General features: G+C 70.4%; 23 protein-coding genes. 13 read left to right on the forward strand and 10 right to left on the reverse strand.

Annotated features, from left to right (window positions below):
- Positions 1 to 326: 326 nt before the first annotated feature.
- From ABZT14_RS03055 to ABZT14_RS03075, 5 genes are all read left to right on the forward strand, one after another.
- Entirely contained in the window at positions 327 to 1,790 is a 1,464-nt protein-coding gene (locus ABZT14_RS03055; RefSeq protein WP_356296038.1) for an MFS transporter, read from the forward strand.
- A gap of 176 nt (positions 1,791 to 1,966) precedes the next feature.
- A complete protein-coding gene (locus ABZT14_RS03060) occupies positions 1,967 to 3,760 on the forward strand; it encodes a DEAD/DEAH box helicase (protein ID WP_356296040.1) in 1,794 nt (597 codons plus the stop codon).
- A gap of 280 nt (positions 3,761 to 4,040) precedes the next feature.
- Positions 4,041 to 4,685: a helix-turn-helix domain-containing protein gene (locus tag ABZT14_RS03065; protein ID WP_356296043.1), complete on the forward strand. Its 645-nt coding sequence runs from the start codon at positions 4,041 to 4,043 to the stop codon at positions 4,683 to 4,685.
- Between the two features lie 42 nt (positions 4,686 to 4,727).
- Positions 4,728 to 5,546 carry a S16 family serine protease gene (locus ABZT14_RS03070; protein WP_356296046.1) on the forward strand — a complete coding sequence of 273 codons (819 nt, stop codon included), beginning with the start codon at positions 4,728 to 4,730 and terminating at the stop codon, positions 5,544 to 5,546.
- 186 nt (positions 5,547 to 5,732) lie between these two features.
- The gene (locus ABZT14_RS03075) at positions 5,733 to 6,221 is read left to right on the forward strand and encodes a hypothetical protein (RefSeq protein ID WP_356296049.1); all 489 of its coding nucleotides are present in this window, start codon (positions 5,733 to 5,735) and stop codon (positions 6,219 to 6,221) included.
- An 88-nt stretch (positions 6,222 to 6,309) separates the two neighbouring features.
- On the opposite strand, the gene ABZT14_RS03080 is transcribed toward ABZT14_RS03075, so the two are convergent.
- Positions 6,310 to 6,837: an NADAR family protein gene (locus ABZT14_RS03080; protein ID WP_356297026.1), complete on the reverse strand. Its 528-nt coding sequence runs from the start codon at positions 6,835 to 6,837 to the stop codon at positions 6,310 to 6,312.
- 809 nt (positions 6,838 to 7,646) lie between these two features.
- Here ABZT14_RS03080 and ABZT14_RS03085 point away from each other — a divergent pair.
- Positions 7,647 to 8,339 carry a class I SAM-dependent methyltransferase gene (locus ABZT14_RS03085; RefSeq protein WP_356296052.1) on the forward strand — a complete coding sequence of 231 codons (693 nt, stop codon included), beginning with the start codon at positions 7,647 to 7,649 and terminating at the stop codon, positions 8,337 to 8,339.
- Between the two features lie 323 nt (positions 8,340 to 8,662).
- On the opposite strand, the gene ABZT14_RS03090 is transcribed toward ABZT14_RS03085, so the two are convergent.
- On the reverse strand, positions 8,663 to 10,030 hold the full coding sequence (locus ABZT14_RS03090) for an FAD-linked oxidase C-terminal domain-containing protein (protein ID WP_356296055.1): 1,368 nt from the start codon (positions 10,028 to 10,030) through the stop codon (positions 8,663 to 8,665).
- Between the two features lie 344 nt (positions 10,031 to 10,374).
- Between ABZT14_RS03090 and ABZT14_RS03095 the strand changes: the two genes are divergently transcribed.
- The 3 genes from ABZT14_RS03095 (at position 10,375) to ABZT14_RS03105 (ending at position 13,129) form a co-directional block, all read left to right on the forward strand.
- On the forward strand, positions 10,375 to 11,148 hold the full coding sequence (locus ABZT14_RS03095) for a methyltransferase domain-containing protein (RefSeq protein WP_356296057.1): 774 nt from the start codon (positions 10,375 to 10,377) through the stop codon (positions 11,146 to 11,148).
- A gap of 827 nt (positions 11,149 to 11,975) precedes the next feature.
- The gene (locus ABZT14_RS03100) at positions 11,976 to 12,479 is read left to right on the forward strand and encodes a hypothetical protein (protein WP_356296060.1); all 504 of its coding nucleotides are present in this window, start codon (positions 11,976 to 11,978) and stop codon (positions 12,477 to 12,479) included.
- Between the two features lie 101 nt (positions 12,480 to 12,580).
- Positions 12,581 to 13,129, forward strand: coding sequence for a VanZ family protein (locus tag ABZT14_RS03105; protein ID WP_356297028.1), 549 nt, complete (start codon positions 12,581 to 12,583; stop codon positions 13,127 to 13,129).
- 73 nt (positions 13,130 to 13,202) lie between these two features.
- On the opposite strand, the gene ABZT14_RS03110 is transcribed toward ABZT14_RS03105, so the two are convergent.
- The 5 genes from ABZT14_RS03110 to ABZT14_RS03130 form a co-directional block, all read right to left on the reverse strand.
- Positions 13,203 to 14,111, reverse strand: a complete 909-nt coding sequence (locus ABZT14_RS03110) for a cyclase family protein (RefSeq protein ID WP_356296063.1) — start codon at positions 14,109 to 14,111, stop codon at positions 13,203 to 13,205.
- A 67-nt stretch (positions 14,112 to 14,178) separates the two neighbouring features.
- On the reverse strand, positions 14,179 to 15,555 hold the full coding sequence (locus ABZT14_RS03115) for an MFS transporter (protein WP_356296066.1): 1,377 nt from the start codon (positions 15,553 to 15,555) through the stop codon (positions 14,179 to 14,181).
- Positions 15,556 to 15,582: 27 nt separating this feature from the next.
- Positions 15,583 to 16,581: a 2-hydroxyacid dehydrogenase gene (locus ABZT14_RS03120; protein ID WP_356296068.1), complete on the reverse strand. Its 999-nt coding sequence runs from the start codon at positions 16,579 to 16,581 to the stop codon at positions 15,583 to 15,585.
- Entirely contained in the window at positions 16,581 to 17,738 is a 1,158-nt protein-coding gene (locus ABZT14_RS03125; protein ID WP_356296070.1) for an iron-containing alcohol dehydrogenase, read from the reverse strand. The genes ABZT14_RS03120 and ABZT14_RS03125 overlap by 1 nt, the downstream gene beginning before the upstream one ends.
- Entirely contained in the window at positions 17,735 to 18,937 is a 1,203-nt protein-coding gene (locus ABZT14_RS03130) for an enolase C-terminal domain-like protein (RefSeq protein WP_356296073.1), read from the reverse strand. The genes ABZT14_RS03125 and ABZT14_RS03130 overlap by 4 nt, the downstream gene beginning before the upstream one ends.
- 112 nt (positions 18,938 to 19,049) lie before the next feature.
- Between ABZT14_RS03130 and ABZT14_RS03135 the strand changes: the two genes are divergently transcribed.
- A complete protein-coding gene (locus tag ABZT14_RS03135) occupies positions 19,050 to 19,940 on the forward strand; it encodes a LysR family transcriptional regulator (protein WP_356296076.1) in 891 nt (296 codons plus the stop codon).
- A gap of 45 nt (positions 19,941 to 19,985) precedes the next feature.
- Here the strand turns inward: ABZT14_RS03135 and ABZT14_RS03140 are convergent, their stop codons facing one another.
- From ABZT14_RS03140 to ABZT14_RS03150, 3 genes are all read right to left on the reverse strand, one after another.
- Positions 19,986 to 20,195: a DUF397 domain-containing protein gene (locus tag ABZT14_RS03140; protein ID WP_356296078.1), complete on the reverse strand. Its 210-nt coding sequence runs from the start codon at positions 20,193 to 20,195 to the stop codon at positions 19,986 to 19,988.
- Positions 20,196 to 20,304: 109 nt separating this feature from the next.
- Positions 20,305 to 20,514, reverse strand: coding sequence for a DUF397 domain-containing protein (locus ABZT14_RS03145; protein WP_356296081.1), 210 nt, complete (start codon positions 20,512 to 20,514; stop codon positions 20,305 to 20,307).
- Entirely contained in the window at positions 20,492 to 21,337 is an 846-nt protein-coding gene (locus ABZT14_RS03150) for a helix-turn-helix transcriptional regulator (protein ID WP_356296084.1), read from the reverse strand. Before ABZT14_RS03150 ends, ABZT14_RS03145 begins: the two co-directional genes overlap by 23 nt.
- 164 nt (positions 21,338 to 21,501) lie before the next feature.
- Here ABZT14_RS03150 and ABZT14_RS03155 point away from each other — a divergent pair, with 164 nt between their 5' ends.
- From ABZT14_RS03155 to ABZT14_RS03165, 3 genes are all read left to right on the forward strand, one after another.
- Positions 21,502 to 21,837, forward strand: a complete 336-nt coding sequence (locus ABZT14_RS03155; protein ID WP_356296087.1) for a hypothetical protein — start codon at positions 21,502 to 21,504, stop codon at positions 21,835 to 21,837.
- Between the two features lie 234 nt (positions 21,838 to 22,071).
- Positions 22,072 to 23,193 carry a radical SAM protein gene (locus ABZT14_RS03160; protein ID WP_356296089.1) on the forward strand — a complete coding sequence of 374 codons (1,122 nt, stop codon included), beginning with the start codon at positions 22,072 to 22,074 and terminating at the stop codon, positions 23,191 to 23,193.
- 261 nt (positions 23,194 to 23,454) lie between these two features.
- Entirely contained in the window at positions 23,455 to 24,261 is an 807-nt protein-coding gene (locus ABZT14_RS03165; RefSeq protein WP_356296092.1) for an aminoglycoside phosphotransferase, read from the forward strand.
- The last annotated feature ends 208 nt before the right edge of the window (positions 24,262 to 24,469 follow it).

Genomic DNA, 24,469 nt, shown 5'->3' on the forward strand with positions numbered 1-24,469 from the left:
GTCTCCCGTACTCTCCCGGCGCTTCCCGTTCGTGGCGCCCGCCGAGAACGGCGCCCCACCGGCGAGGGTGCCCGCCCGGCCGGCCGCGCCACAAGCGGGCCCGACCCTGGTTCCCCCCGGAAACCGGCCCCTACGGCACCCTGGCTCGGCGTCCCTCGCGGTCACGAGACAGCGATCGCTCACCGCCCGGCTCGCCTGCCCACGCCGCACCCTGGACGGGGACACGGCTGGCACCCCCGGACAACAGCGGCCTAGGACCAGCGAAGGAGCGCCAACTCAGTCCGGCGACAGCTGCGTTACCGCCCCTCGCCCCTTACCGTGGGGGCATGAGCCGCCCCCACGCCTCCGAGCGGACCACCGCCGAGGTGCCCACCCCCACGATCCCCCCGGACGAGGGCGTACTCGGACGCCGGCTCCGCGCACTCACCCTCGGCAACCTCACCGTGGTCCTCCTCATCGCCTTCGAGGCCACCGCCGTGGGCACCGCCATGCCCGTCGCCGCCGACGAACTCCACGGCATCCCGCTGTACGCCTTCGCCTTCTCCGCCTTCTTCACCGCCAGCCTGCTGGGCATGGCCGTCTCCGGGCAGTGGTGCGACCTGCGCGGACCCGTCAGCCCCCTGCTACTGGGCATCCTCGCCTTCGCCACCGGACTGGTGATCTCCGGCACCGCCACCACCATGTGGGCCTTCGTCCTCGGCCGCGCCGCCCAGGGCATCGGCGGCGGACTGGTCATCGTCGCCCTCTACGTCAGCGTCAGCAGGGCCTACCCGGACCGACTCCGCCCCACCGTGATGGCCTCCTTCTCCGCCGCCTGGGTCGTCCCCTCCATCGTCGGCCCCCTGGCCGCCGGCACCGTCACCCAACACCTCGGCTGGCGCTGGGTCTTCCTCAGCATCCCGCTCCTGGTCATGCTGCCCCTGGCCGTGATGATGCCCGCCGTACGACGGCTCGCCGCCGGACCCGCACCCACCCCCGCCGGCGCCCCACCACGCACCCTCGACCGCCGCCGCCTCGGCCTGGCCATGGCCCTCGCCGCCGGAGCCGGACTGATCCAGTACGCCGCCCAGCAACTGCGCCCCCTGTCCGCCCCACTCGCCCTGCTGGGCGCCGCCCTCCTCATCCCCGCCGTACTCGCCCTGCTGCCCCCCGGCACCTGGCGGGCCGCACGAGGCCTCCCCACCGTCGTCCTGATGCGCGGCATCGCCTCCGGCTCCTTCATCTGCGCCGAGAGCTTCGTCCCCCTGATGCTCGTCAGCCAGCGCGGACTCACCGTCACCCAGGCCGGACTGACCCTCGCCGTGGGCGGACTCACCTGGGCCATGGGCTCGTTCACCCAGTCCCGACCCGGCATGGCCGGACACCGCATCCCCCTGATGCGCCTGGGCATGGCCCTGGTCACCCTCGCCATCGGCTACGCCCCCCTGGTGCTGTCCGAGTCGATCCCGGTGTGGACCATCGCCGTCGCCTGGGCCTTGGGCTGCTACGGGATGGGCGTGGTCATCACCTCCACCGGCGTCCTGCTGCTCGAACAGTCACCACCGGAGGAAACCGGCCGCAACTCCTCGGCCCTCCAACTCTCCGACGGCCTGTCCAACGTGCTGCTGCTCGCCCTGTGCGGACTGCTGTTCGCCTCCCTCGGGGGCGGCCAGGTCTCCCTGGCCGACGCCGCCCACAGCACCGCCTCCGGCACCACCCTCGCCTTCGTCGCCGTCTACACCCCCAGCGCGGTGGTCGCCCTCATCGGGGTACTCGTGATGGGCCGGCTGCGCCCCGCGCGCCCCGAGTAGGGACGCCGTACGGTCGGAGCCGCACCCCCGACTAGCACCCGACCCCCGGGTGTCGGCCCAACTCCCCCCGTACCCAGGAGGGTTGGCCGAAGGGGTGGGACGGGCGACCAACCGGAGACGGGCGCGGGTAGGCTGGCGCGGTCGCCGTCATCGGCCGTCGCCGTACCCCGACCCCCGTGGAGACCGTGACTACCAGCACCTCCTCCCACCTGTCGCCCGCCTTCCCCGGACGGGCCCCCTGGGGCACCGCCAGCAAGCTGCGCGCCTGGCAGCAGGGGGCCATGGACGCCTACCTGGCCAGCCACCCCCGCGACTTCCTGGCCGTGGCCACCCCCGGCGCGGGCAAGACGACCTTCGCCCTCACCCTCGCCTCCTGGCTGCTGCACCACCACGTGGTCCAGCAGGTGACCGTGGTCGCCCCCACCGAACACCTGAAGAAGCAGTGGGCCGAGGCCGCCGCCCGGATAGGGATCAAACTCGACCCGGAGTACAGCGCCGGCCCCCTCGGCCGCGAGTACCACGGCATCGCCATCACCTACGCCGGCGTCGGCGTACGCCCGATGCTGCACCGCAACCGCTCCGAACAGCGCAAGACCCTGGTCATCCTGGACGAGATCCACCACGCCGGAGACAGCCGCTCCTGGGGCGAGGCCTGCCTGGAAGCCTTCGAACCGGCCACCCGCAGACTGGCGTTGACCGGTACCCCGTTCCGCTCCGACACCAACCCCATCCCCTTCGTCCGCTACGAGGAGGGCACGGACGGAATCCGCCGATCCGCCGCCGACTACACCTACGGCTACGGCAACGCCCTCGGCGACGGAGTGGTCCGCCCGGTCATCTTCCTCTCCTACAGCGGCAACATGCGCTGGCGCAGCAAGAGCGGTGACGAACTGGAGGCCCGGCTCGGCGAACCCATGACCAAGGACGCCATCTCCCAGGCCTGGCGCACCGCCCTGGACCCCCGGGGCGACTGGATGCCGTCCGTGCTGCGCGCCGCCGACCACCGGCTGAGCGAGGTGCGCAAGGCCATCCCGGACGCCGGGGGACTGGTGATCGCCAGCGACCAGGACTCCGCCCGCGCCTACGCCAAACTCCTTCGGGAGATCACCGGCAGCCCCGCCACCGTGGTGCTCTCCGACGACACCGGCGCCTCGAACCGGATCGAGGACTTCACCCACTCCGAGGACCGGTGGATGGTGGCGGTACGGATGGTGTCCGAGGGCGTCGACGTACCCCGACTCGCGGTCGGGGTGTACGCCACCACCATCTCCACCCCGCTGTTCTTCGCCCAGGCGGTCGGCCGCTTCGTCCGCTCCCGGCGACGCGGGGAGACCGCCTCGGTGTTCCTGCCCACCATCGCCACCCTGCTGGGCTTCGCCCACGAGATGGAAGTGGAACGGGACCACGTACTGGACCGGCCGAAGAAGGAGTCCGAGGACGACCCCTACGCCGAGGAGGCCGACCTGCTGCGGGAGGCCGAACAGGCCAAGGACGAGGACACCGGCGACCCGGACCAACTGCCCTTCGAGGCACTGGAGTCGGACGCCGTGTTCGACCGGGTGATGTACGACGGCGCCGAGTTCGGGATGCAGGCCCACCCGGGCAGCGAGGAGGAACAGGACTACCTCGGCATCCCCGGCCTGCTCGAACCCGACCAGGTGCAGATACTGCTCCAGCGCCGCCAGGCACGGCAGATCGCCCACAGCCGCAAGAAGCCCGACTCCGAGGCCGACCTGCTGGAGATGCCCGCCGACCAGCGCCCGGTGGTCACCCACAAGGAACTGATGGAACTACGCCGCCAGCTCAACGCCCTGGTCGGCGCCTACTCCCACCAGAGCGGCAAGCCCCACGGGGTGATCCACACCGAGCTACGGCGCACCTGCGGCGGCCCGCCCAGCGCGGAGGCCACCGCCAACCAACTGGAGAACCGCATCGCCAAGGTGCGCCAGTGGGCGACCCGCATGAGCTGACCCGGCACCTCGGTCGCTTTCCGTGATCAGCTGGTGACGCGGATTCGGGGTGCGTAACGGGATATATGGGCCAGCCTTGACCGGATTCTGGACAGCCCCTTCCGGTGAGCGGTATCGATGGCTAAGTTGCGCGGCATCCTGACGCCCGGTGCGTACCGGCCTCGGTGCGGTGACGCCCACGCATCCGTACGGCGTCCGCCAGGACGCCGGCACCGTCGACGGGACCGACGGGCCGGCCGGCCAGGCGGCTGCCTCCTCACCTGCCCGAGAAGGGGGCGCCGTGACCGCGGAGACCTCACAGACGCTCGACCGGGGACTGAGAGTCCTCAAACTCCTCGCCGACACCGACCACGGCCTCACCGTGACGGAGCTGTCCCAGAAGCTCGAGGTCAACCGCACCGTGGTCTACCGGCTGCTGGCCACCCTGGAACAGCACGCCCTGGTACGCCGCGACCTGGGCGGACGCGCCCGGGTCGGCCTCGGCGTACTCCGGCTGGGCCGACAGGTCCACCCCCTGGTGCGCGAAGCCGCCCTCCCGGCCCTGCGGGGGCTGGCCGAGGACGTGGGGGCCACCGCCCACCTCACCCTGGTGGACGGCAACGAGGCACTGGCCGTCCTGGTCGTGGAACCCAGCTGGACCGACTACCACGTGGCCTACCGCACCGGTTTCCGCCACCCCCTGGACCGGGGAGCGGCCGGCCGGGCCATCCTCGCCGCCCGGGAGGAAGGGCCCGACCTCGACCCCGAGTTCGTCCTCACCCACGGGGAACTGGAGGCCGGCGCCTCCGGTGCAGCGGCACCACTGCGCGGAGTGGGCGGCATAGAAGGCAGCGTCGGAGTCGTGATGCTGACCGACAACGTCTCCGAGGAGGTCGGGCGGCGCGTGGTGAAAGCCGCCCGCGAGGTCGCCGAAGCGCTCAGCTGAGCCCGCTGCGATCAACGCCCCGTCGTCGGCTAGATTTCGCCCATGCCCTCCCAGCCCTCCACCCTGCCTCCGGCGTACCGACACCGCCGCCGCACCCTGGCCCTGTGCGGGCTCGCGGTGCTGCTGCTGTTCGCGGTCACGGCGCTGGCCCCCCTGCCGTACTCCATCGCCCAACCCGGGCTCACGGCCGACGTGTTGGGCAAGAACCGGGGCAAGCAGGTCATCACCGTCTCCGGTGACGACATCCGCGAGGGCACCCCCAAGGGCCAGCTGCTGATGACCACCATCGCCGCCACCCCACCGGACGCCACGGTGCGCCTGTGGGACGTGGCGCGGGACTACGTGGCCGAGGACCGGGCGGTCATGCCCCGGGACGCGGTGTACCCGGTGGGCGACTCGCCCCGCGAGATCCGCCGACACAACGAGGGCGAGATGCGCAAGTCGCAGAACGCCGCCACCGATGCGGCCCTGCACCACCTCGGGCGCTCCGCCGACGACCTGGACGTCACCCTGCGGCTCGCCGACGTGGGCGGGCCCAGCGCCGGCCTGCTGTTCACCCTGGGCATCATCGACAAGGTGGAGGGCGACGGAAAGGGCGGTGACCTCACCGGAGGACGCGTCATCGCCGGTACCGGCACCATCGAGGCCGGCGGGAAGGTCGGCCCGGTCGGCGGGGTACCCCTCAAGACCCGGGCGGCACGCCGCGACGGCGCCACCGTGTTCCTGGTCCCCGAGGAGGAGTGCCAGGACGCCCGCACCGGCCTGCCCTCGGGCCTACGGCTGATCCCGGTGAGCACCCTGAAGGGCACCCTCAAGGCGCTCGCCGCCCTCCGCGACGGCGGCCGGGTTCCCAGCTGCTGACCCGGTGGGGCGGCCGGTGGACGGGCCGTCAGACCGACGCCCGCTGCCGCCCGCCCAGTGGTTCGTGGACCGTCCAACTCCCTTACGCACGGCGGCCGTTCACCGAATCCTCACCACGGCGAGGAAACCGCAGACACCGTGGACGTACTCTCTCGCGTCGAGAGTCACCCCCTACGGAAGGTCCCCATGCGCGTTCGTGTTCTCGTCCTCCTGTGCCTGGCACTGGCGGTCGCCCCCGCCGGTGCCGCCGTCGCCCAGCCCGTCCACGCGGCGGCCCACACCTCCACACGCACCGCCTCCACTCCGGCGTCCACCCAGGACGAACGGGACCACTGGTCCGCACCGGACGCCGAGGCCCGCAGCAGCAGCGGCGGCCGGGGGAGGGGCGGTAGCCGACACCGCCACTACACCAGCGGCGGTACCTCTTCCAGCACCTCGTCCGGTGGCGGCTCCGAGTGCCGCGACCGGAAGAAGACCGCGTCCCCCACCCCCTCCGACGACCCGTACAGCGAGTACGACGACATATACGACGACTCCTCCGACGACACGTTCAAGGAATGCGCGGAAGAGAAGAAGGACAACACCGTCCGTAACACCATCCTCTGGGTGCTCGGTGGCAGCCTGGTGGCGGGGTTGGCGACGTTCCTGATCCGCCGTGCGACACAGTCCGACTGAGCACCGTCGATCCGCTGGCCGACCCGACCCGACCCGACCTGACTCGACCTGACCTGACCTGACCCGACTCGTCCCGTTCCCCGGCTGGTTACCCCGCCAGCTCGTCACGGGCCTCCGTCAACGCGAACCCCAGCAGGTTGAGGCCGCGCCAGGCGCTCGGACGCCGTGACCTGGGATCGTCAGCCGCCAGACCGATGCCCCAGATCCGGTCCAACGGGCTGGCCTCCACCAGCACACGGTTCCCGGTACCCCGCAGATAGGCGCCCAGCTCGGCGTCCTGACCGAACTTGGCGAGGCTCACGGCCAGCACCAGCGCGTACCGCCGCTCCGCCCAGACCGCCTCGTCGAAACCGCGCACCTGGCGCCCAAGGGCCTTGGCCCGGGCGGGGCTTGGGGCCTCCAGAACCTGACGCTCGGTCTGCGTGTCACCGAACAGCCGCGCCTTGCCGGCCATCATGGCGTGCTCCGCGCTGGGGTACGTCGCCCCCTCCCACCGGAACGTCGCCGGCCACCACTGGCTGAGGCACCCCGGCCCCAACCCGCCGCCCCTCGGCGGACGGTGCCCCCAGAAGCACAGCAACTTCGGTAGCCGGCCCTGCTCCTCGTACCGGCGCAGCTCCGCGACCGTGCGCGGTGTCCTGTTCTCCACGGCGCCGACTGTGCCAGGCCGTGTCCGGCCAGGCCACCGCTTTACGGTGCGCCCCCGGGACGTTCACGGTCCCTGCGGCGCCTGCCGGAGTACGCCAACCCGGCCTGGGGGCCTGCCCGTTCGCCTGAGGTGTCCGGGGCGGTGGGTGGGGGAGGGAGGGGCGTGGGGCCGTCGGGGCCGTCGGGGGTGGGCTGGGGTGACTTGCTTGGGGCTGGGTTGAGTTTGGTTGTGGGGGATTTTCCCCGGCCCCCCTTTCCCCCCAAGCCCACCCTCCACCACCTCCTCCGAGACGCCCGAGGGTGCGCACAAACCGGTCCTCAGGCGTGGACGACCTCCGCTCCACCCGTTGTCCACGACGCCACTTCTCCCCCTCTACGCGAGGAGGGACAGAAGTAGCCGGTCACAACGAGCCCGCACGGTGCACGAACGGAGATCACCGCGGCACCACCCATCATCACCCACCCACCAGAAACCCCCGAAGTTATCCACAGCCACTTATCCACAGGCCCCCACCGCAGCCCCTACCAAGTCCCTCCCCGCGACAGCCCAGCCCAGCTCCCCACCCCCCCCAAGACCCCCACCAGCCCTCCCCCTCCTCTCGAACCCATCCACTCCTCCACGCCCCGCCCACTCAGCCGGCGGAGGCTCCCCACCAAGTAACCCCCTCGCACTCACCAACCCAGACCCCCGTCCCTCCAAGGCCCCTGTGGATCACGCCCGCCCCCACCCTCCTCGCCCCCCGGGCACGGTCCGACCCAGCGAGCCGTTGGAGGGGCATGGAGTCAAGGAAGCGAACGGGATACCGGGGGACGGGTCCTGGAGCGATCACCCCCGACGGGTGTGCCGTCGAGCTGTACTCCCGGCTTCCGGTGGGCGACGAGCCGGACATCATCGCCGAGGCCGTTCGGGCGGACGCGCACCTCCTCGAACTCGGTTGCGAGGTGGGCCGGATGACCCACCCCCTCGTGGAGCGGGGGCTCACCGTGACCGCCGTGGACGAGTCGCGGGAGATGCTGGACCGCGTCCGTGGCGCGCGTACGGTGTGCGCCCCCATCGAGGACCTCGTACTGGGGGAGACCTTCGACGTGGTGATGCTGGCGTCGTTCCTGGTGCACGCCGGGGACGTCGAGGTACGGCGCGGGTTGCTGCGCGCCTGTGTGGAGCATCTGGCCGAGGGCGGCTGTGTGTTGATCCAGCGGGAGGGCGAGGGCTGGCACACCGGGCTGCCGCGTGAACGGGTCGATCCCGGCGGCTTCACCGTACGCATTCTGTCCTCCGAGCCGGTCGAGGAGGGGGTACGAGCGGTGCACGCGGAGTACGAGTTCCCCGACGCCACCTGGACGCAGACGTTCCGTTCCCGGCCCCTGTCCAGGCGGCAGTTCGAGGACGCGCTGGCGGAGGCCGGCCTGCGGGTGGACGCCTACCTCACGGAGGACCAGACCTGGGTACGGGCCGTCACCACGGTCTGAGGTGAAGGGGCCGACCGCCGCCGGACCGGAGGGGCCCAGAGGGGGCACGTACGTCTCGACCCCGCGCAGCCTCGCCCCCCGTCCACCATCCCGCCGGGAGCCGCACAGGCGGTGGCCCCCACGTGGACCAGGGCCGCCCTTCATCAACCGCCGAAGCCGCTCCCCAACAACAGAAGCCCCTCACAAACAACAGAAGCCCCTCACACCAACAGCGGCAGCCCCCGACAACCGGTGCCGCTCACCAGCACCCCTCAAGGGCCGCCCACTCAACTACCGAAGCCGACGGGGCGGCCCCCGCCCTCCCCCAACCGCCCAAGCCGGGATCAGAACAGCTTGTTGGGGTTGAGGAGGTTCAGCGGGTCGAAGACCTTCTTGATGGAGCGCTGCAACTCCAGGTTCTCCGGGCCGAGTTCACGGGCCAGCCACTCCTTCTTGAGTACGCCCACGCCGTGTTCGCCGGTGATGGTGCCGCCCAGTTCCAGGCCCAGGGCCATGATCTCGTCGAAGGAGATGCGGGCCCGCTTGGACTCCTCCTCGTCGTTGGCGTCGAAGCAGACCGTGGGGTGCGTGTTGCCGTCTCCGGCGTGAGCGCAGACGCCGATGGTCAGTTCGTGGCGTTCGGCGATCGCGGCCACCCCGTCGAGCATCGCCCCGAGTTGGGAACGGGGTACACACACGTCGTCGATCATGGTGGTGCCCTTGACCTGTTCCAGGGCGACCAGTGCCGACCGTCGGGCCTGCAACAGCATCTCCGACTCGGCGGCGTCGGAGGCGGGCACCACTTCGGTGGCTCCGGCCGCCTCGCACAGTTCGCCCACGGCGGCCAGGTCGTCGGCCGGCCGGGGGGTGTCGAAGGCCGCCAGCAGCAGGGCCTCGGTGGTCTCCGGGAGCCCCATCCTGGTCATGGCGTTGACCGCCCGGAGGGTGGTGCGGTCCATCAGCTCCAGCAGCGCGGGGGTGTGGCCCTGCTCCATGATCCGGCAGATGGCGTCCGAGGCGGCGGTCGCCGAGGGGAACTCCGCGGCCAGGGCCAACTGCCCCAGGGGCTGGGGCTTCAGGGCCAGTACGGCGCTGACCACCACTCCGAGGCTGCCCTCGGAGCCGACGAACAGCCGTGTCAGGTCGTACCCGGCGACGCCCTTGGCGGTGCGGCGACCGGTGGTGAGCAGCCGGCCGTCGGCGAGGACCACCTCCAGGCCCAGGACGTACTCGGCGGTGACGCCGTACTTCACACAGCACAGGCCGCCGGAGGCGGTGCCGATGTTGCCCCCGATGGTGCACTCCTCCCAGCTGGAGGGGTCCGGGGGGTAGGCCAGGCCGTGTTCGTTGACGGCCCGGGAGAGGGTGGCGTTGACCACGCCGGGTTCGACCACGGCGTACCGGTCGACGGGGTTGATCTCCAGGATGCGGTTCATCCGCACCAGGGACAGCAGTACGCAGCCGTCGCTGGCGTTGGCCGCCCCGGACAGTCCGGTGCGGGCGCCCTGGGGCACGACGGGGGTCCGCAACTCGGTGCAGACCCGCATCACGTGCTGGACCTCCTCGGTGCGTCGGGGCAGCACGAGTACCGCCGCCGTACCGGCCTCGCAGAAGCTGGCCATGTCGTGGGAGTAGGACCGCAGTACGTCGGGGTCGGTCACCACCGCGTCCGAGGGAAGCCCCGCACGGAGCCGTTCGATCAACTCGCTCATGTGACCAGCCTCGCACCCCTGGCTGGCGCAGGGAAGGCGGCGTGGGCGTACGGGGTGACCTGCAGTGGCCCGACCATTGGTGGGGCGGTACGGGCCGGTGCGGGTGGACGTGCCGAGGGGGCTCGCGGGACCGGACGCGCCCGCCCCCGAAGTGGCCGAACCACATCGGCACCGGGTCACGGAAGCACCGAACCGCCGGACCGAGCCCGCCCCCGTCCCCGTCCCCGAACCCCGGCACCCGGACTCCCGTCTCGGGCGGGCCAGCCCCAAGCGGAGCCCCGGCCCGGACACCGTGAGGAAAGGCGTCCTGTGCGGAGGGTCTTCGTGGTGGTTGGCTTCCCTCCATGACGACGACTCTCGGAGTGCCCCGACCGGATCAGGCCAGCTACATGATGCGTACCGCCGCCAGTCCGGCCGGCCGCGCCTACAAGCGGAGACTGATGGAGCTGCTGGACGTCCGACCCGGGCAGACCGCGCTGGACGTGGGCTGTGGTCCGGGTGCTGACCTGCCGTCGCTGGCCGACGGTGTGGGGCCGCACGGCAGGGTGATCGGCGTCGACCGTGACCCGGCGATGCTCGCCGAGGCGCGTCGCCGTACCGACGACCTCCCGGTGGTGGAACTGCGCGAGGGGGACGCCCACGCTCTTCCGGTCGAGCCGGGCACCGTGGACCGGGCCAAGGTGGACCGGATGCTGATGCACGTCGCCGACCCCGGCGAGGTACTGGCGATGCTGCACCGGGTCACGCGCCCCGGAGCACGGCTGGCGCTGGCCGAACCCGACTGGGACACCCTGGTCGTGGACGCGGAGGACCTGGACACCAGCCGGGCCTTCACCCGCTACACCACCTCGCGGGTGGTGCGGAACGCCACCATCGGACGGCGCTTGGCCCGCCTGGCCCAGCGGGCCGGCTTCGCCGTCGAGACCGTGGACGCGGCGACACCGGTCTTCGTCGACTTCGAAGAGGCGGACCACACCCTGGGCCTGGGGCGCAACACCCGGCGGGCGATCCAGGACGGGTACCTCGACGAGGAGACCGGCCACCGCTGGTTCGCCTCCCTCGCGGAAGGGCCCTTCTACGCCTCCTTCACGCTGGTCACGGTGGTCTGTTCCCACTGACCGGGGGCGTACTTCCGGTGAGGACGGTTCGTCCCCGGAAATTCGTTCCCGGACTTCGACCCCGGGATCCCTGAATTCGCCCGGACCGAGGGTGAACGGCTGAGCATCGAGATCGTGAAAGGAGATTCCCCGAGGCACGCCGCATTCCGTCGATGAGAAGGGGCGCGAAAGCGCGGCCTGAACCGGCCCGATGACCTGAGTCGGCCCCACGGCGTAATGAGCGAACCCGCTATCGCGGGAGGGGGAAATCCGCATAAGGGAGTTCCCTGAACGCCGGTAAACGGCGGAACGCGGGAAGAAGACGGGGAGGAGAGCTGAGAGGACGATGACGTCCATGGTTTCAGGGGGACGAGCGCGGGCCTGGACGGGCCGCCGGGGGGGGACAGGCCCCCGGTCCGCGACCGGCGCGCGGCCTCAGGAGGCCAGGACGGTGGACGGATGCGCCGGAGGTCGGAGGGGTGGGCGTGACCGTCTCCGACGTGCGGTTTCGATGAACCAGGTCAACGGCCACCACACGGTCGGGAGGCTCGCCGACCCTGGGGGCCGCGACCTTTGGCGGGTGTACGAGCGACCTGGTGGGCGGCTTCCCGACACGGCTGGTCCTCCGCGACCGGGGCCGTCCCGGCTCGCTGTCGACGTCGAGCGGACCGTACGTGGTCCAGGCCGCGCCAGCGTCTGGACGTGGTCTCCCGAGGGCCCGCAGTCCGAGGGCCCGTCGTCTTCCGTGAACGGTCGAGGCACCTCACCGGGGCGAACACCGGGCGATCGCTGGATCGTCCCGGCGACGACGGATGGCTGTGGATAACTACTGATGACTACGGAGCGGAGTGAGTGAGGTGACAGGGGACGGGCGGTTCTTCCTCCGCCGAGTGGCCTTTTCGTTGGTCGCCGTGGCGACCCTGTCGGTGGTGGTCTCCTGTGGGGGAGCCGAGGAGAACTCCCGCGCTGAACCCAGGGAGATGCGGCGGGGTGAGCCGCCCCGCGAACTGGTGAGAACCCACGACCTTCGCCTTCCCCGCCACGCGACCCGCGTCTCGTACCTGGAGGACGATGGCTGGTCCAGCCATGGAATGTTCCTGACGTTCCGCCTGCCGAGGAAGGACGTTCCCGGATTCCTCAGGAAGAACCGAATACCCGAGGAGGAACTCCGCCCCGGCTTCCACGTCACCGAGGCGGAGAGGGTCGGGTGGCGGGCACGGCCCGGCAGGAAGTACCGCAGCGGGGCGTCGTCCGGGGTCTCGGGTACGCCGGTCCCGCCCACGTACCGGGTCGGCCTGGACGTCACCGACCCCTCGTGGACGACGGTGTACCTGGTGTCGGTGACGGACTGAGCGTGGGCGTTGCGCGATGCCGGCCGGGATCGGGTCGCATGGTGACGGTCGCCCCGGGTAACCGCCTTCTGGAGCAGCCCAGTTGCCTCCGGGAGGTCACCATGGAGAAGTCGGTTCCGCGCAAGGCCAAGGGGTCACGGGCGCCGGAGCCGGGAGAGCCGCCGCTGCCGCCGCTGGCGCGTGTGGTGGCGATGCTGGTCGCCCTGGCCGCGACGGTGGGGTTCGCGGTGCTGTTGGCCCGGCTCACCCTGGAGCCCTCGGCGGCGTCCGAGGCGCTGACCCACAACAACCTGCGCCCCGGGGACTCCATCGGTGACTACGTCAACCAGCCGGCGTTCCGGGACACGGTGAAGCAGCTGGGCGGCAACGTGGTGTTGGGAGTGCCGTTCGGCATCCTGCTCCCGGTGCTGATCCCGGTGACCCGGGGGCTGGTGCGGGTGGTGCTGGCCTCGGCGGTGGTGATGTTCCTGGTCGAGCTGATCCAGGGAAGCCTGGTCACCGGCCGGGCCTTCGACGTGGACGACGTCATCCTGAACACCACCGGTGCCCTGATCGGCTATCTGCTGATCGGCCGGCGGCTGGGGCGGGCGGTGCATCCGCGCCGGCGTCACTGGTGGCAGCGCCGGCGTCCCGAGCCGCGCGGCAACTGACCGCGCGGGCGCCCGGGTTCGCGGCCCGTCCCGTCCGGGACGGGCCGCCGTACGCGCCGGCCGGCCGTACGGGTCAGAAGGTGGCGACCGGGTTGGCGGCGGAGCCGGTGCCCCCGGGGATGGCGAGGGGCGCGCAGGTGAACAGGAACTCGTACCGTTCCTCGGCGGCGCACATCTCCAGCAGGGTGGTGACCTCGGGGTAGTCCAGGAGGCACAGGCCCATGGCGACGCAGCCGATCATGTGCAGCGGCATCGGTACGGCCACCGAGGGGTACGGCATCCGTTCGACGCAGTCGCCCCCGTAGACGGCGACCCCGCGCTGGTGCATCCACTCCACGCACTCGGCGTGCAGTCCGGCCCTGTCGGTCACCGACTGGTAGGCGCCCTGGTGTGCCTCCTGGGCGCGCAGCCCGGAGTGGACGAACAGGGCGTCCCCGGAGGTGACCCGTACTCCGGCGCTTTCCTCGGCCCGTTCCAGGTCGGCGACGGTGACGTAGTCCTCGGTGTCGATCCACTGGCCGCCGTGGGCGGTGGCGACGTCCAGCAGTACGCCCCGGGTGACGATGCCCTGGACCTGGGCGGTGATGTCGCACCAGGCCATGCCCTCGAAGGTCCAGGTGTCCTTCCAGTCGCGGCCGTTGTAGACCTTGCCCTCGAACTCGCTGTGGCTGAGGGCGTCGAGGTGGGTGTTGGCGAGTCCGTGGCAGCTGATGCCGACCCAGTCGTGGGCGCCGATGTACCGGTTGTGGGCCGAGGTGGTCATGTGGTGGTAGAGGGGCCGGACGTTGACCTCGTCTCGGACCTTGGACAGCGGGCGGGTGAAGGAGCCGGAGCGGCCGGACCGTACGAGGCCGGCGGCCTCGCGCCGCTTCTCGGGGGTGATGAGGTTGAGGGTGCCGGCCTGGTCGTCGTCGCCCCAGCGGCCCCAGTTGGAACATCGCTGGAACATGGCCCGCAGTTCCTCGTCGGTGAGGGTGTTCATCGTCCGCCTCCCTCGGCGTCTTCGTGGGCGGGGTGCCGCCCCGGCCGGACGGCCGGGGCCGGCGGGGTCACGCGAGGGTCTCCCGTCCCTGGGCGGCGGCCGGGGGTTCCGGCTGGTCGTCGGGGGACTCGTCGTCCGCCGGGGTGATCGGGTCGAGGTCGATGCCCTGGGTCTCCGGCAGTGCGAGGACGGCGAAGAAGCTGGCCACGGCCACCAGCATCATCGCCCCGGCGAGCAGTTCGGGCGAGTCGCCGCCGAGGCTGACCAGGCCGACCGCGATCACGGGTGCCGGGCCGGACAGTACGGCTCCGGGGATCTCCCGGCCGAGAGCGAAGCCGCTGAACCGGTAGGCGGCGGGGAACAGTTCGGCGTAGTACGCGGCCTGGGAGCCGAACATGGCCAGACAGCCGCCGAAGGCGAGGATGAAGGCGAGCACGATCAGTGCGGTGTTGCGGGTGTCCAGCAGCCAGAAGAACGGCAGTGGCACCACGGCGCAGAACGCGGCGACCCCCAGGTAGACGGGTCTGCGCCCGCTGCGGTCGGAGATGGTGGCCACGATGGGGATGGCGATGGCGCCGGCCGCGCAGCCGACCAGCAGGGCGAGCAGGGTGGTGCTCTTGGAGACGCCCTTGTCGGCGACGTAGCCGAGGGAGAACGTCTGCACCACGTAGATGTTGAAGGCCAGGACGGAGTTGGCGACCATCACCAGCAGCAGCCGCTGGGGCATGGCCTTGATCATGGTGAGCGCCGGGACCTTGGTGCGGGCCCGCGCGTCCTTCATCTCGTCGAAGACGGGGGACTCGGGGACCCGTAGCCGGATGAGGAGGCCGAGGCCCACCACGACGAAGCTCAGCAGGAAGGGGACGCGCCAGCCCCAGCTCATCAGGTGGTGTTCGGGCAGTGCGGCCACTGCGGCGCTCACCGCCGCCGCGAGTCCGATGCCCATGAACACCCCGCAGGCGGGGAGGGCCGCGTAGTAGCCGCGTCGCTTCGCGGGGGCGAACTCGGCGACCATGGTGACGGCGCCCACGTACTCGGCTCCCACGCCGAGGCCCTGGAGGAGTCGGCAGATCATCAGCAGGATCGGCGCCATGATGCCGATCGCTCCGTAGGTGGGCAGCAGCCCGATGATCACGGTGGCCACGCCCATCAGGACCAGGGTGCCGACCAGGGAGGCGCGGCGGCCGTACTTGTCGCCGACGTGACCGAAGATGGCGGCGCCCAGCGGGCGGGCGAAGTAGCCGACACCGAAGGTGGCGAAGGAGGCGACCCGGCCAGCGGTGTCGGAGAACTCGGGGAAGAACAGGGGGCCGAAGACGAGGGCCGCCGCCTGACCGTAGATGGCGATGTCGTACCACTCGATGAGGCTTCCGGTGACCGTGCCGGGAATCAGGCGCTTACGGGATTCCTCCCATACCTGGTCGCGGTCGGGGCTGGTGTTCATGGCGGGCTCCTCCTTGAGCTGGGCCAATCACTGAAGAGTTTGCTCCTGCGTTCCCGCGCGCACGATGTTGCGCGGGGGCCGTCCCGACGCGAACCGATTGATGTTCTCGGCGATCACCGCGTAGCGGCGGCGTGACAGCGCGCCCGTCCAGGCGCTGGAGTGGGGCGTGCACCAGGCGTGGGGCAGCTCCCAGAAGGGCCGGTCGGCGGGTGGGGTCTCGTCCTCGGACGAGCTGGGGTAGCGGTACCAGACGTCCAGTACCGCGCCGCCGATCCAGCCGTCCCGCAACGCTCTGTAGAGCGCGTCCTCGTCGACGATGGGGGCTCTGGAGGTGTTCACGAGCACCGCGTGCCGGGGTAGTCGGGCGAGTGCGGTGGCGTCGATGAGTCCTGTGGTGGCAGGGGTCAGGGGGCAGGCCAGTACGAGGTAGTCGGACTCGGCGAGGACCTCGGGCAGCCGGTCGGTGGGCAGTACCCGGGAGGCCGGGTCGTCCCCGGTGGGCCCCGGGTACGCATCGTCCACGGCGGTGACCCGGATACCGAAGGCCGCCGCCCGGGTGGCGATGGCCCGGCCGATGCGGCCGTATCCGACGAGCCCCATGGACTTGCCGTACACCTCGCCGTGGGGCCTGCGGTGGCGGTACAGCTCGGGCCAGGCCCCGGGGGTGAAGGAGGCGCGCAGTTCCTCGGCGCGGATCTCCCACTCCAGCAGCCGGGCCAGCACGTACTCGGCGATCGGTGTCTCGTGCTCGTAGACGTTGGCGACGGTGGTCCGGGGGTGGAGGGCGTCCAGGTCGACGCCGTCCAGACCGGCGCCCGGCACCTGGAGCAGGCGGAACGCGGGGGCCCGTCGGTCGGGGCGGGTGAACCGCAGGGTCACCACCACGTCCTCGGGGCCGATGGCCTCGTCGTACCGGGAGGAGTGTGCGGCCTCCCGGGGCAACGCCACGATCTCCGGCGACCCCTCCAGGTGGGGACGCAGGTCCTCCTCGTGGGTGGCGGCCTCGCCGACCAGGTGGACGCGCATCAGTGGCTCCCGGGGCGGGTGCCGGCGGCGGTCGCGGTGAGGACCGCGCGGACCGCCGACTCGGTGACCTCGGCCGGGTCTCCCAGCCGCTGGGGATCGTGGGTGTCGGGGTGGGCCTGCGGGGTCCCCTCGGGGCGTTCCTCGGCGGTCAGCGTGATCCGTACGGCGCGCTCCAGGGCGTCGGGGCCGAGGCCCAGGTCGTCCAGGCGCACCGGCAGTTCGGCGCCGGTGACCAGGTCCCACAAGTGGCCGGGGAGCTGGTCGGTGTCCACCCCGAGGGCGGCGGCGACGCGGCCCAGCGGGCCGGGGGCGCGGTGTACCAGGTGGGCGGTGACGTAGGGGAGCACCACGGCGTGGGCCACTCCGTGGTCGACGCCGAAGCTGCCGCCGAGGGTGTGGGCCACGGCGTGCTGGAGCCCGAACCCTCCGGTGAGGGCGGCGCCGGACAGGTAGGCGCCGTAGAGCATCTCGTTGCGCAGGGTGAGGTTGTCGGGCTGGGCGAGCAGCCCGGGCAGGGTACGGGTCACGATGCGGGCGCCCTCGACGGCGGCCGGGGCCAGCAGGGGGCTGAGGCTGGGGAGGGCCACGGCGTCGACGCAGTGGGCGAGGGCGTTCAGGGCGCTGGCGGCGCTGACCTGGGGCGGCAGGGAGACGGACAGTTCGGCGTCGTAGATCACCGTGCTGGGGCGCATGGCCAGGCTCTGGTGCATCCGCTTGACGGCCTGGGAGGTGATGCCGCAGAACCCGGTCATCTCCGAGCCGCAGTAGGTGGTGGGGACGGCGATGATGGGCATCCCGGACTCCAGGGCGATGCCCTTGGCGAGTCCGGTGGCGGCGCCTCCTCCGACGGCGACCAGGCAGTCGGCGCCGACGCTGGTGGCTTTCTCCCGGCCGCGTCGGGCCAGTTCGATCGGGACCTGGCTGACGGCCTCGGGCAGCAGCCCGGCGCAGCGGGCGCCGATGGCGGAGGCCAGCCGGTCGCCGAGCTGTGCCCGTCCGGGGGTGGTGATGACCAGGGCCCGGCGGGCTCCGCAGGGGCCCAGGCGGTCGATCTCCTCGGGGAGTCCGGCGACGCTGCCGGGGCCGAAGACGACGCGGGGCGGGGTGGCGTTGTGGACGCCGGCGGGGTGCGCGAAGGCGCGCAGGGGGGTGTTCACCAGTCCACCACCGTTCCGTCGGCCAGGACGGCCGATCCGCTGTGGGCCACTTCGGGTTGGTAGGGGTGTTGGGCCGCTTCCCGTTCGTCGACCTCGACGCCGAGGCCGGGGGCGGTGGGGAGGGTCCAGTGGTTGCCCACGCGGCGCATGGGGGTGGAGACCACGTCGTCGTACCAGCTCACGGCACCGCTCATCTCCTCCTGGATGACGAAGTTGGGGGTGCTGACCGCGTAGTGCAGGGCCGCCGCGCCGGCTATGGGCCCGTTGGGGTTGTGGGGGGCGACGCCGACCTGTTCGGTGTCGGCGACGGCGGCGATCCGTTTGCCCTCCAGCAGCCCGCCGGTGTGGTTGAGGTCGGGCTGGGCGATGTGCAGGGCCTTGCCGGCGAGTACCGGAAGGAACTCCCGCAGGCCTACGAGCCGTTCGCCGGCGGCGATGGGAGAGCGGGAGCGCTGGGTGACCTGGCGGAGGGCCTCGGTGTCGCCGGGCTGTACGGGTTCCTCACAGAACAGTGGCTCGTACGGGGCGAGCACGTCGATGTACTGGAGGGCGGCGGCGGTGGAGGCCGGCCGGCCGTGGAAGTCGACCATGATGTCGACGTCCGGCCCGACGGTGTCCCGGAGGGCGGCCATCAGCTTGTCGAGGCGGCGGCGTTCGGCGGCGACGGTGAGGTGGTGGCCGTAGGGGACGAGGACGACCTTGAGGGCGTCGTATCCCTGGTCGACGACCTCGGCGGCCTTCTCCCGCAGGGGGCCGGGGTCGGTGGTGTCGTAGACGGAGCGCATGTCGCCCAGGCCGAGGTGGGTGTAGACGCGGGCGGTGTCGCGGACCTTGCCACCGAGCAGCCGCCACACCGGCTGGCCGAGGGACTTGCCGAGGATGTCCCACAGTGCGTGCTCGATGCCGCTGATCGCGGTGGCGCCGATGATGCCGAGGCGGTAGTAGCTGTGCTTGGTGAGGACGCGGACGTTCTGTTCGATGTCGCGGGGGTCGCGTCCGATGATCATCGAGGACAGGTCCTCGATGGTTCCGGTCACCGCCCGGGTCTTCCAGTTGAGGCTGGCCTCACCCCATCCGTGCAGGCCGTCCTGGTCGGTGCGGACCTTCACCAGGATCCAGTTCCGCATCTCCGCGTTGACCACCGTGGTCTCCACGGCGGTGATGCGGAGGGGTGGACCCTCGGGCGTCGGCAGGTGCATTCCGCGCTCCTCTTCGCTGAGTTAGCGACACAGTAGGAGCGCCCCGTCAATTACCTCCAACTCTTTGTGCGTATCGATTGATGCTCGCGGGTTATCACTCCATGCTGTCCGCATGGACCGATTCGCACTGGAATGTTTTGTGGCACTCGCGGAGGAACTGCACTTCCACCGCGCGGCCGAGCGCTGCCACATCAGCCAGCCGGCCATGAGCCAGCAGATACGCCGGCTGGAGAAGGAACTGGACGTACGGCTGGCCCACCGCAACAAGCGGACCGTCTCCCTCACCCGCTCCGGCGAGGTGTTCCTGGTCGAGGCGCGGAAGACGCTACGACAGATGGACCTGGCCGCCTCCCTGGCACTGCGTACCGACCGGGGAGAGATCGGCCAGCTCACGGTGGGCGTGACCTCCCCCGCGCTGTACGTGATCTTCCCGGAGGTGACGGCCCTGTTCCGGGCCCGGTTGCCGAACGTGGGAGTGGTGGTGCGGGAGATGACGACCGCCGAACAGGAACGGGCCCTACGGGTGGGCGACATCGACGTCGGCGTGGTCCATCCACCCCTGGACGACCCGACGTTGGCGTCGGAGGAGATCGGCCGCTCGCCGTTCCAACTGGCCCTGCCCGAGGGACACCCGCTGACCGCTCACCAGGAGGTCGCCCTAGCCGACCTGGAGGGGGAGCAGGTGGTGATCTTCCCCCGGCAGATCGCCCCGCAGCTGTACGACACCGTGATCCTGCTCTGCCGGGACGCCGGTTTCAGTCTGAAGATCGCCATGGAGGCGCACCCGGCGCAGTCGATCATCGCGCTGGTGGCCTCCGGGGTGGGGCTCGGGTTCATCGCCTCGGAGACCCAGCGGCTGGTACGAGCCGGTGTGGTCTACCGCCCCATTCGCGAACCCCGCCCCTACCTCGGCATCGGGGTGGCCTACCACCGCGACAGCGTCCCGCCCGCCGTGGGCGCCTTCCTCGACGCGGCCCGTGAGGCGGGCCGCTCGCTGCGCTGACCCCCCGCCAACTCACCTGTGTACGAGGCCTGTTGGGCCTCTCCGTCAGTGGGTGTGCTTGAGGTGGGTGGTGAAGGTGGTCCAGGCGGTGGGGGTGATGAGGAGTGCGGGGCCGGTGGGGTTCTTGCTGTCGCGTACCGGCACGGTGGTGGGGTGGTGGGCCACCTCCAGGCAGCTGCCGTGATCTCCGCCGCTGTAGCTGCTCTTGCGCCAGCCCGCGAGGGTGGAGGCGTCAGGGAGAGTCGAGCTGGTCATAGCGTGTTCCTCCGCTGGGGGTTCCTCTGTTGCCTGGTGCGTGTTGACGACCGGTGGTGTACGAGGGGTGAACTCTGGTGCTGCGGTGAGGAGTTCACCCCTCGGGACCTCAGTGGGTGTGCTTGAGGTGGGTGGTGAAGGTGGTCCAGGCGGTGGGGGTGATGAGGAGTGCGGGGCCGGTGGGGTTCTTGCTGTCGCGTACCGGCACGGTGGTGGGGTGGTGGGCCACCTCCAGGCAGTCACCATGGTCCCCGCCGCTGTAGCTGCTCTTGCGCCAGCCAGTGAGGGTGGAGGCGTCAGGGAGAGTCGAGCTGGTCATGTGCGTATTCCTCCGCTACGGAGTCCAGAAGGTCCAGTGAGGCCCTGGGCGCCAGGGCGGCGGCCCGGGAAAGATCGTATGCGTCTTGAAGACGTCGAACCATGGCCGGGTCGTCGATCAAAGAGCCGGTGTGCAGACCCTCAACGTAGACCGCTTCTGGAGCATCGGAAAACGAGAACAGCCGCATCATGCTGTGCATGGTGGCGTGGGCCCCCACCGAGTGCGGCATCACCTGCACCAGCACCCGTCCTTGACGGCCCAACTGGCTGATGTGACGAAGCTGTTCGGCCATCACCGCCGGGCCGCCCACCACCGCACGGATCACGTTCTCGTTGAGAATCACCCAGTAGACGGGGGTAGAGGGATCGTCCAGGAGGCGAGCGCGTTCCAGCCGGTTGACGACGCCCCTGTCAATCTCCTCCGGCCGGGGGTTGGCCTCGGCTGTTTGGAAGATCTCGCGGGCGTAGGCCTCGGTCTGGAGCAGGCCGGGCACCAGTGAGACCGCGTACTCGCAGATGGCCGTCGCCTGGGTCTCCAGCTCCGCCACGGGCGCGAAGTGGTCGGCGAACCGGGCCTTGTGGAGGGTGCGGCGCATCCGGGCGAACAGCCCACCCGTCTCCAGCACCTCGTCCATCCGTTGCGCTATGTCCGGCTGCGGCTTGCGGCGCCCCGCCTCGAAGTGGGCGATCAGGGAGCCCGAGCAGATGACGCGCTCGCCCAGTTCCTCCTGGGTGAGTCCGGCCGCCTCCCTTCTGCGCCGCAACTCCTCGCCGTAGAACTCGCCGGGGGACTGGGGGTTGTTCGTCTCGTCGCCGTACTTCATCAGCAACGTCCTTCTTGACAGGGGTACTTGGAGTGGCTGAGCACCTCCCGATCGTAGCCGCGACCGGTCACCGTGGCGATATGAATCGTGACGCAAAGTCCTCAAGCAAGCCGGCCCCCTCTTCGTCGGCCGCTACGACAACCGAGTCCCCGAAGGAGTCCACCGTGGCCGAGACCACGTACGCCCAGCCCAGTACCAGCGCCCTGCCCGCCCGCCTGCTGCCCTGGACGGCCAGCGACGGCAAGCCCTGTTACCTCTACGGCCGGGGCGGCGGCTACGTCTCCAAGATGGCCGACCGGGTCGAGGCCGAGCAGTTGGACAACGGCTACGAGTGCCTGGACTACGTCAACGAAGTGCTGGCGGACGAGGAGCCCGACATGGACGAACTCCTCTTCCTGGTCGAGCCGATGCGGGACGCCCTGCGCCAGGTGTTGCGGGTCGCCAAGTCCCGGGGCGAGCGGCTCCCCGACCCGCCGTACCCCCTGGAAGCCACCTCCTGAACCCCGGGACGAACCTCCCCAACTCCCGCCCCCGGGCCCGGCTTCGGGTGAAGTCGGGCCCGGGGGGCGGCGCGGACGACTGACGTGCTTGTGGATATGGCCGCGTCCCCGGGGTCATTCTCGTCGTGGATTTCCGCGCGCGTTTTCCCGCTTCGGTGCAGCGGATGCGCAATTCGAGTTACCCGTACCCGGTCGCACAGGGCGTGTGCGTGACCAGCTCCCCGGAGGACTTCCATGTATCAGGTGATCGCCAGCCCACAAGGCGAGAAATTCATTGTCGGGCGCCCCGGTGCTCGTCGGGGGATGCAGATTCCGTACGCCATGCACAAGGAGCTTTTCGACGCCCTGGGCAAGGAGCGTGTGGTACCCCGATGGCTGGCCGACGGCGCGCGGCAGGCGTGGGGGATCGAAATCTCCGGGCGGGCTGTGAAGGACTGTGTTCTGGTGCGCCCCCTCACTCCGTTGAATTACAGCCGAGCCACATGGGAAATCAACAAGGGGTGCAACTTCAACTGTGAGCACTGCTACCTTGCTGAGCGGAAGTTCGAGGGTCTGCCACGGGAGGAGAAGGACCGGCTTCTCCTCCTGCTCCGCGACGCCGGAGTGTTGTGGCTTCAGTTCACCGGTGGAGAACCCACGATTGACCGTGACTTCGCCCATTCCTACCGGAAGGCCTACGGATTGGGAATGTTCATCGAGATTCTGACGAACGGATCTCGGCTGCACAGGCCAGAAATCATCGACCTTCTCTCCGCCATGCCGGCACACAAGGTGACCGTGTCTCTCTACGGCGCGAGTTCTGAGAGTTTCGACTCCCTCACGCGTAAACCGGGTGCCTACAGGTTGCTCATGAAGGGACTGAAAGCCGCCAAAGAGGCGGGAGTCTCGCTCGATCTCGCGTTGATCATCACCAGGCATAACGTGCACGAGTTGGAAGCCATGCGGAAAATCGCTGACGAGTACGCAGCGGCGTACAGCGAGTACGCCAACATGTCTCCAACCTACGACGGCAACCCTGAGCCGCTCGCTGCGCAGGCCCCCGGATTCCTGGACAAGTCCACGGTCTTCCAGGGGTGTCCCGCTGGCCACACCTTCTTTCATGTGGATCCTTACGGGTTCGCCACCATGTGCAAGGTCGGCCGAGAGAATCCCGTAAACCTCATGGTCGAAGGGCTGGCTGGTCTTACGCGTCTGCCGGCTATCGCAGATGCCCAAATGCTTCGCTCCGGCGGCTGTGGCGGCTGCCGGCTCTCGGCAACGTGCCGAGTATGTCGGCCACTTGCCAAGGCGTATCAGGAGGCGAAGGCGCCACTGAACACCTACTGCCAACACGGAAATGGAGATGATGCGCTATGAGTTCCGTAGCTGTGGAGATCGCATCCCATCCCACGGGGCTGATTCCGGTACCGGCCGTCCCCGAGAATCGCACCGAACCATCGCGGCCGGTGATTGTGGACGACGTGGAATCGCTCACCGAGGGCACTACACCGGGGTGCAACGACGACAACCCGTACCGGTAAACACCCTTCCAGGTACGCCCCGTAGGATCCGTGCGGGCTCCGTGGCGTTCACTCGCCGAGGGGCCCGTACGGGTCGTCGAGGGAGAGTCTGGGAACCGTGGCAACTGAACGCGTGCCGTTCGACGGTCTACCACGCGCCGCGATCACGGGTGTCGAATCCCATGCGGGCGAGATCGTCAGAATCGAGACGGTCAGCCACGGCTTCAACAGCGAGATCGCCGCGCGTGTGTTCACCCCTGACAGCGCCTTCTTCGTCAAGGGACTTCGGGCCGATCACCGGCGTGTGTGGACGCAGCACCGGGAAGCCGAGGTGAACCCCTACCTTCGCGGGGTGGCGCCCGCCCTTCTCTGGAAGGTGGAAGCGGCTGGGTGGGTGCTTCTGGGCTTCGAGGCCCTGGAAGGTCGTCACGCCGACTACTCACCGGGATCCGCGGATCTCCCCAAGGTCGGGGATCTGCTGTGCCGCCTGGGGGAAGTCCCCTGTCCCGACATCGACTTGCGGCGTGCTGAACAACGCCTTGAGTCGTACGTGGCCAAGCCGGCTGACGTCGAGTACTTCGAGGGCGAGTCGCTGATCCACACGGACCTGAACAACGAGAACGTCTTGGTGGACCAGCGTGCCCATCTCGTCGACTGGGCGTGGGCGTCTCGTGGAGCTGCGTGGCTGGACGCGGCCCACTGGGTGGTGTGGCTCATGGCGGCAGGCAGACACGAGCCCTGGTCGGCGGAGACCTGGGCCGGACGCGTTCCCGCCTGGGGGACAGCGGCGCCGGAAGCCATCGAGGCTTTCGCGTTGGCCACCGCGAACCTGTGGGAAGAGATCGCGGGAGCCGACCCCGACCCCTGGACGGCCGTGCTCCTCAACGCCTCCCGGCGCTGGGCTGAGCACCGGAAAGCCCTCTGATTCCGAGCCGAAGCCGGCTCAACGGGGGACCAGACGCTACCTGGAGGCCACAGGGTGCCCGTTCCGTCCACTCGGAGGACCCGCCGTACCCCCTGGAAGCCACCTCCTGAACCCCGGGACGAACCTCCCCAACTCCCGCCCCCCGGGCCCGACTTCACCCGAAGCCGGGCCCGGGGGAGCGGCCGGCCAGGCTGGGAGGCCGCGACGC

The sequence above is a fragment of the Streptomyces sp. NPDC005438 genome, assembly GCF_040606315.1.
Taxonomy (GTDB): Bacteria; Actinomycetota; Actinomycetes; order Streptomycetales; family Streptomycetaceae; genus Streptomyces.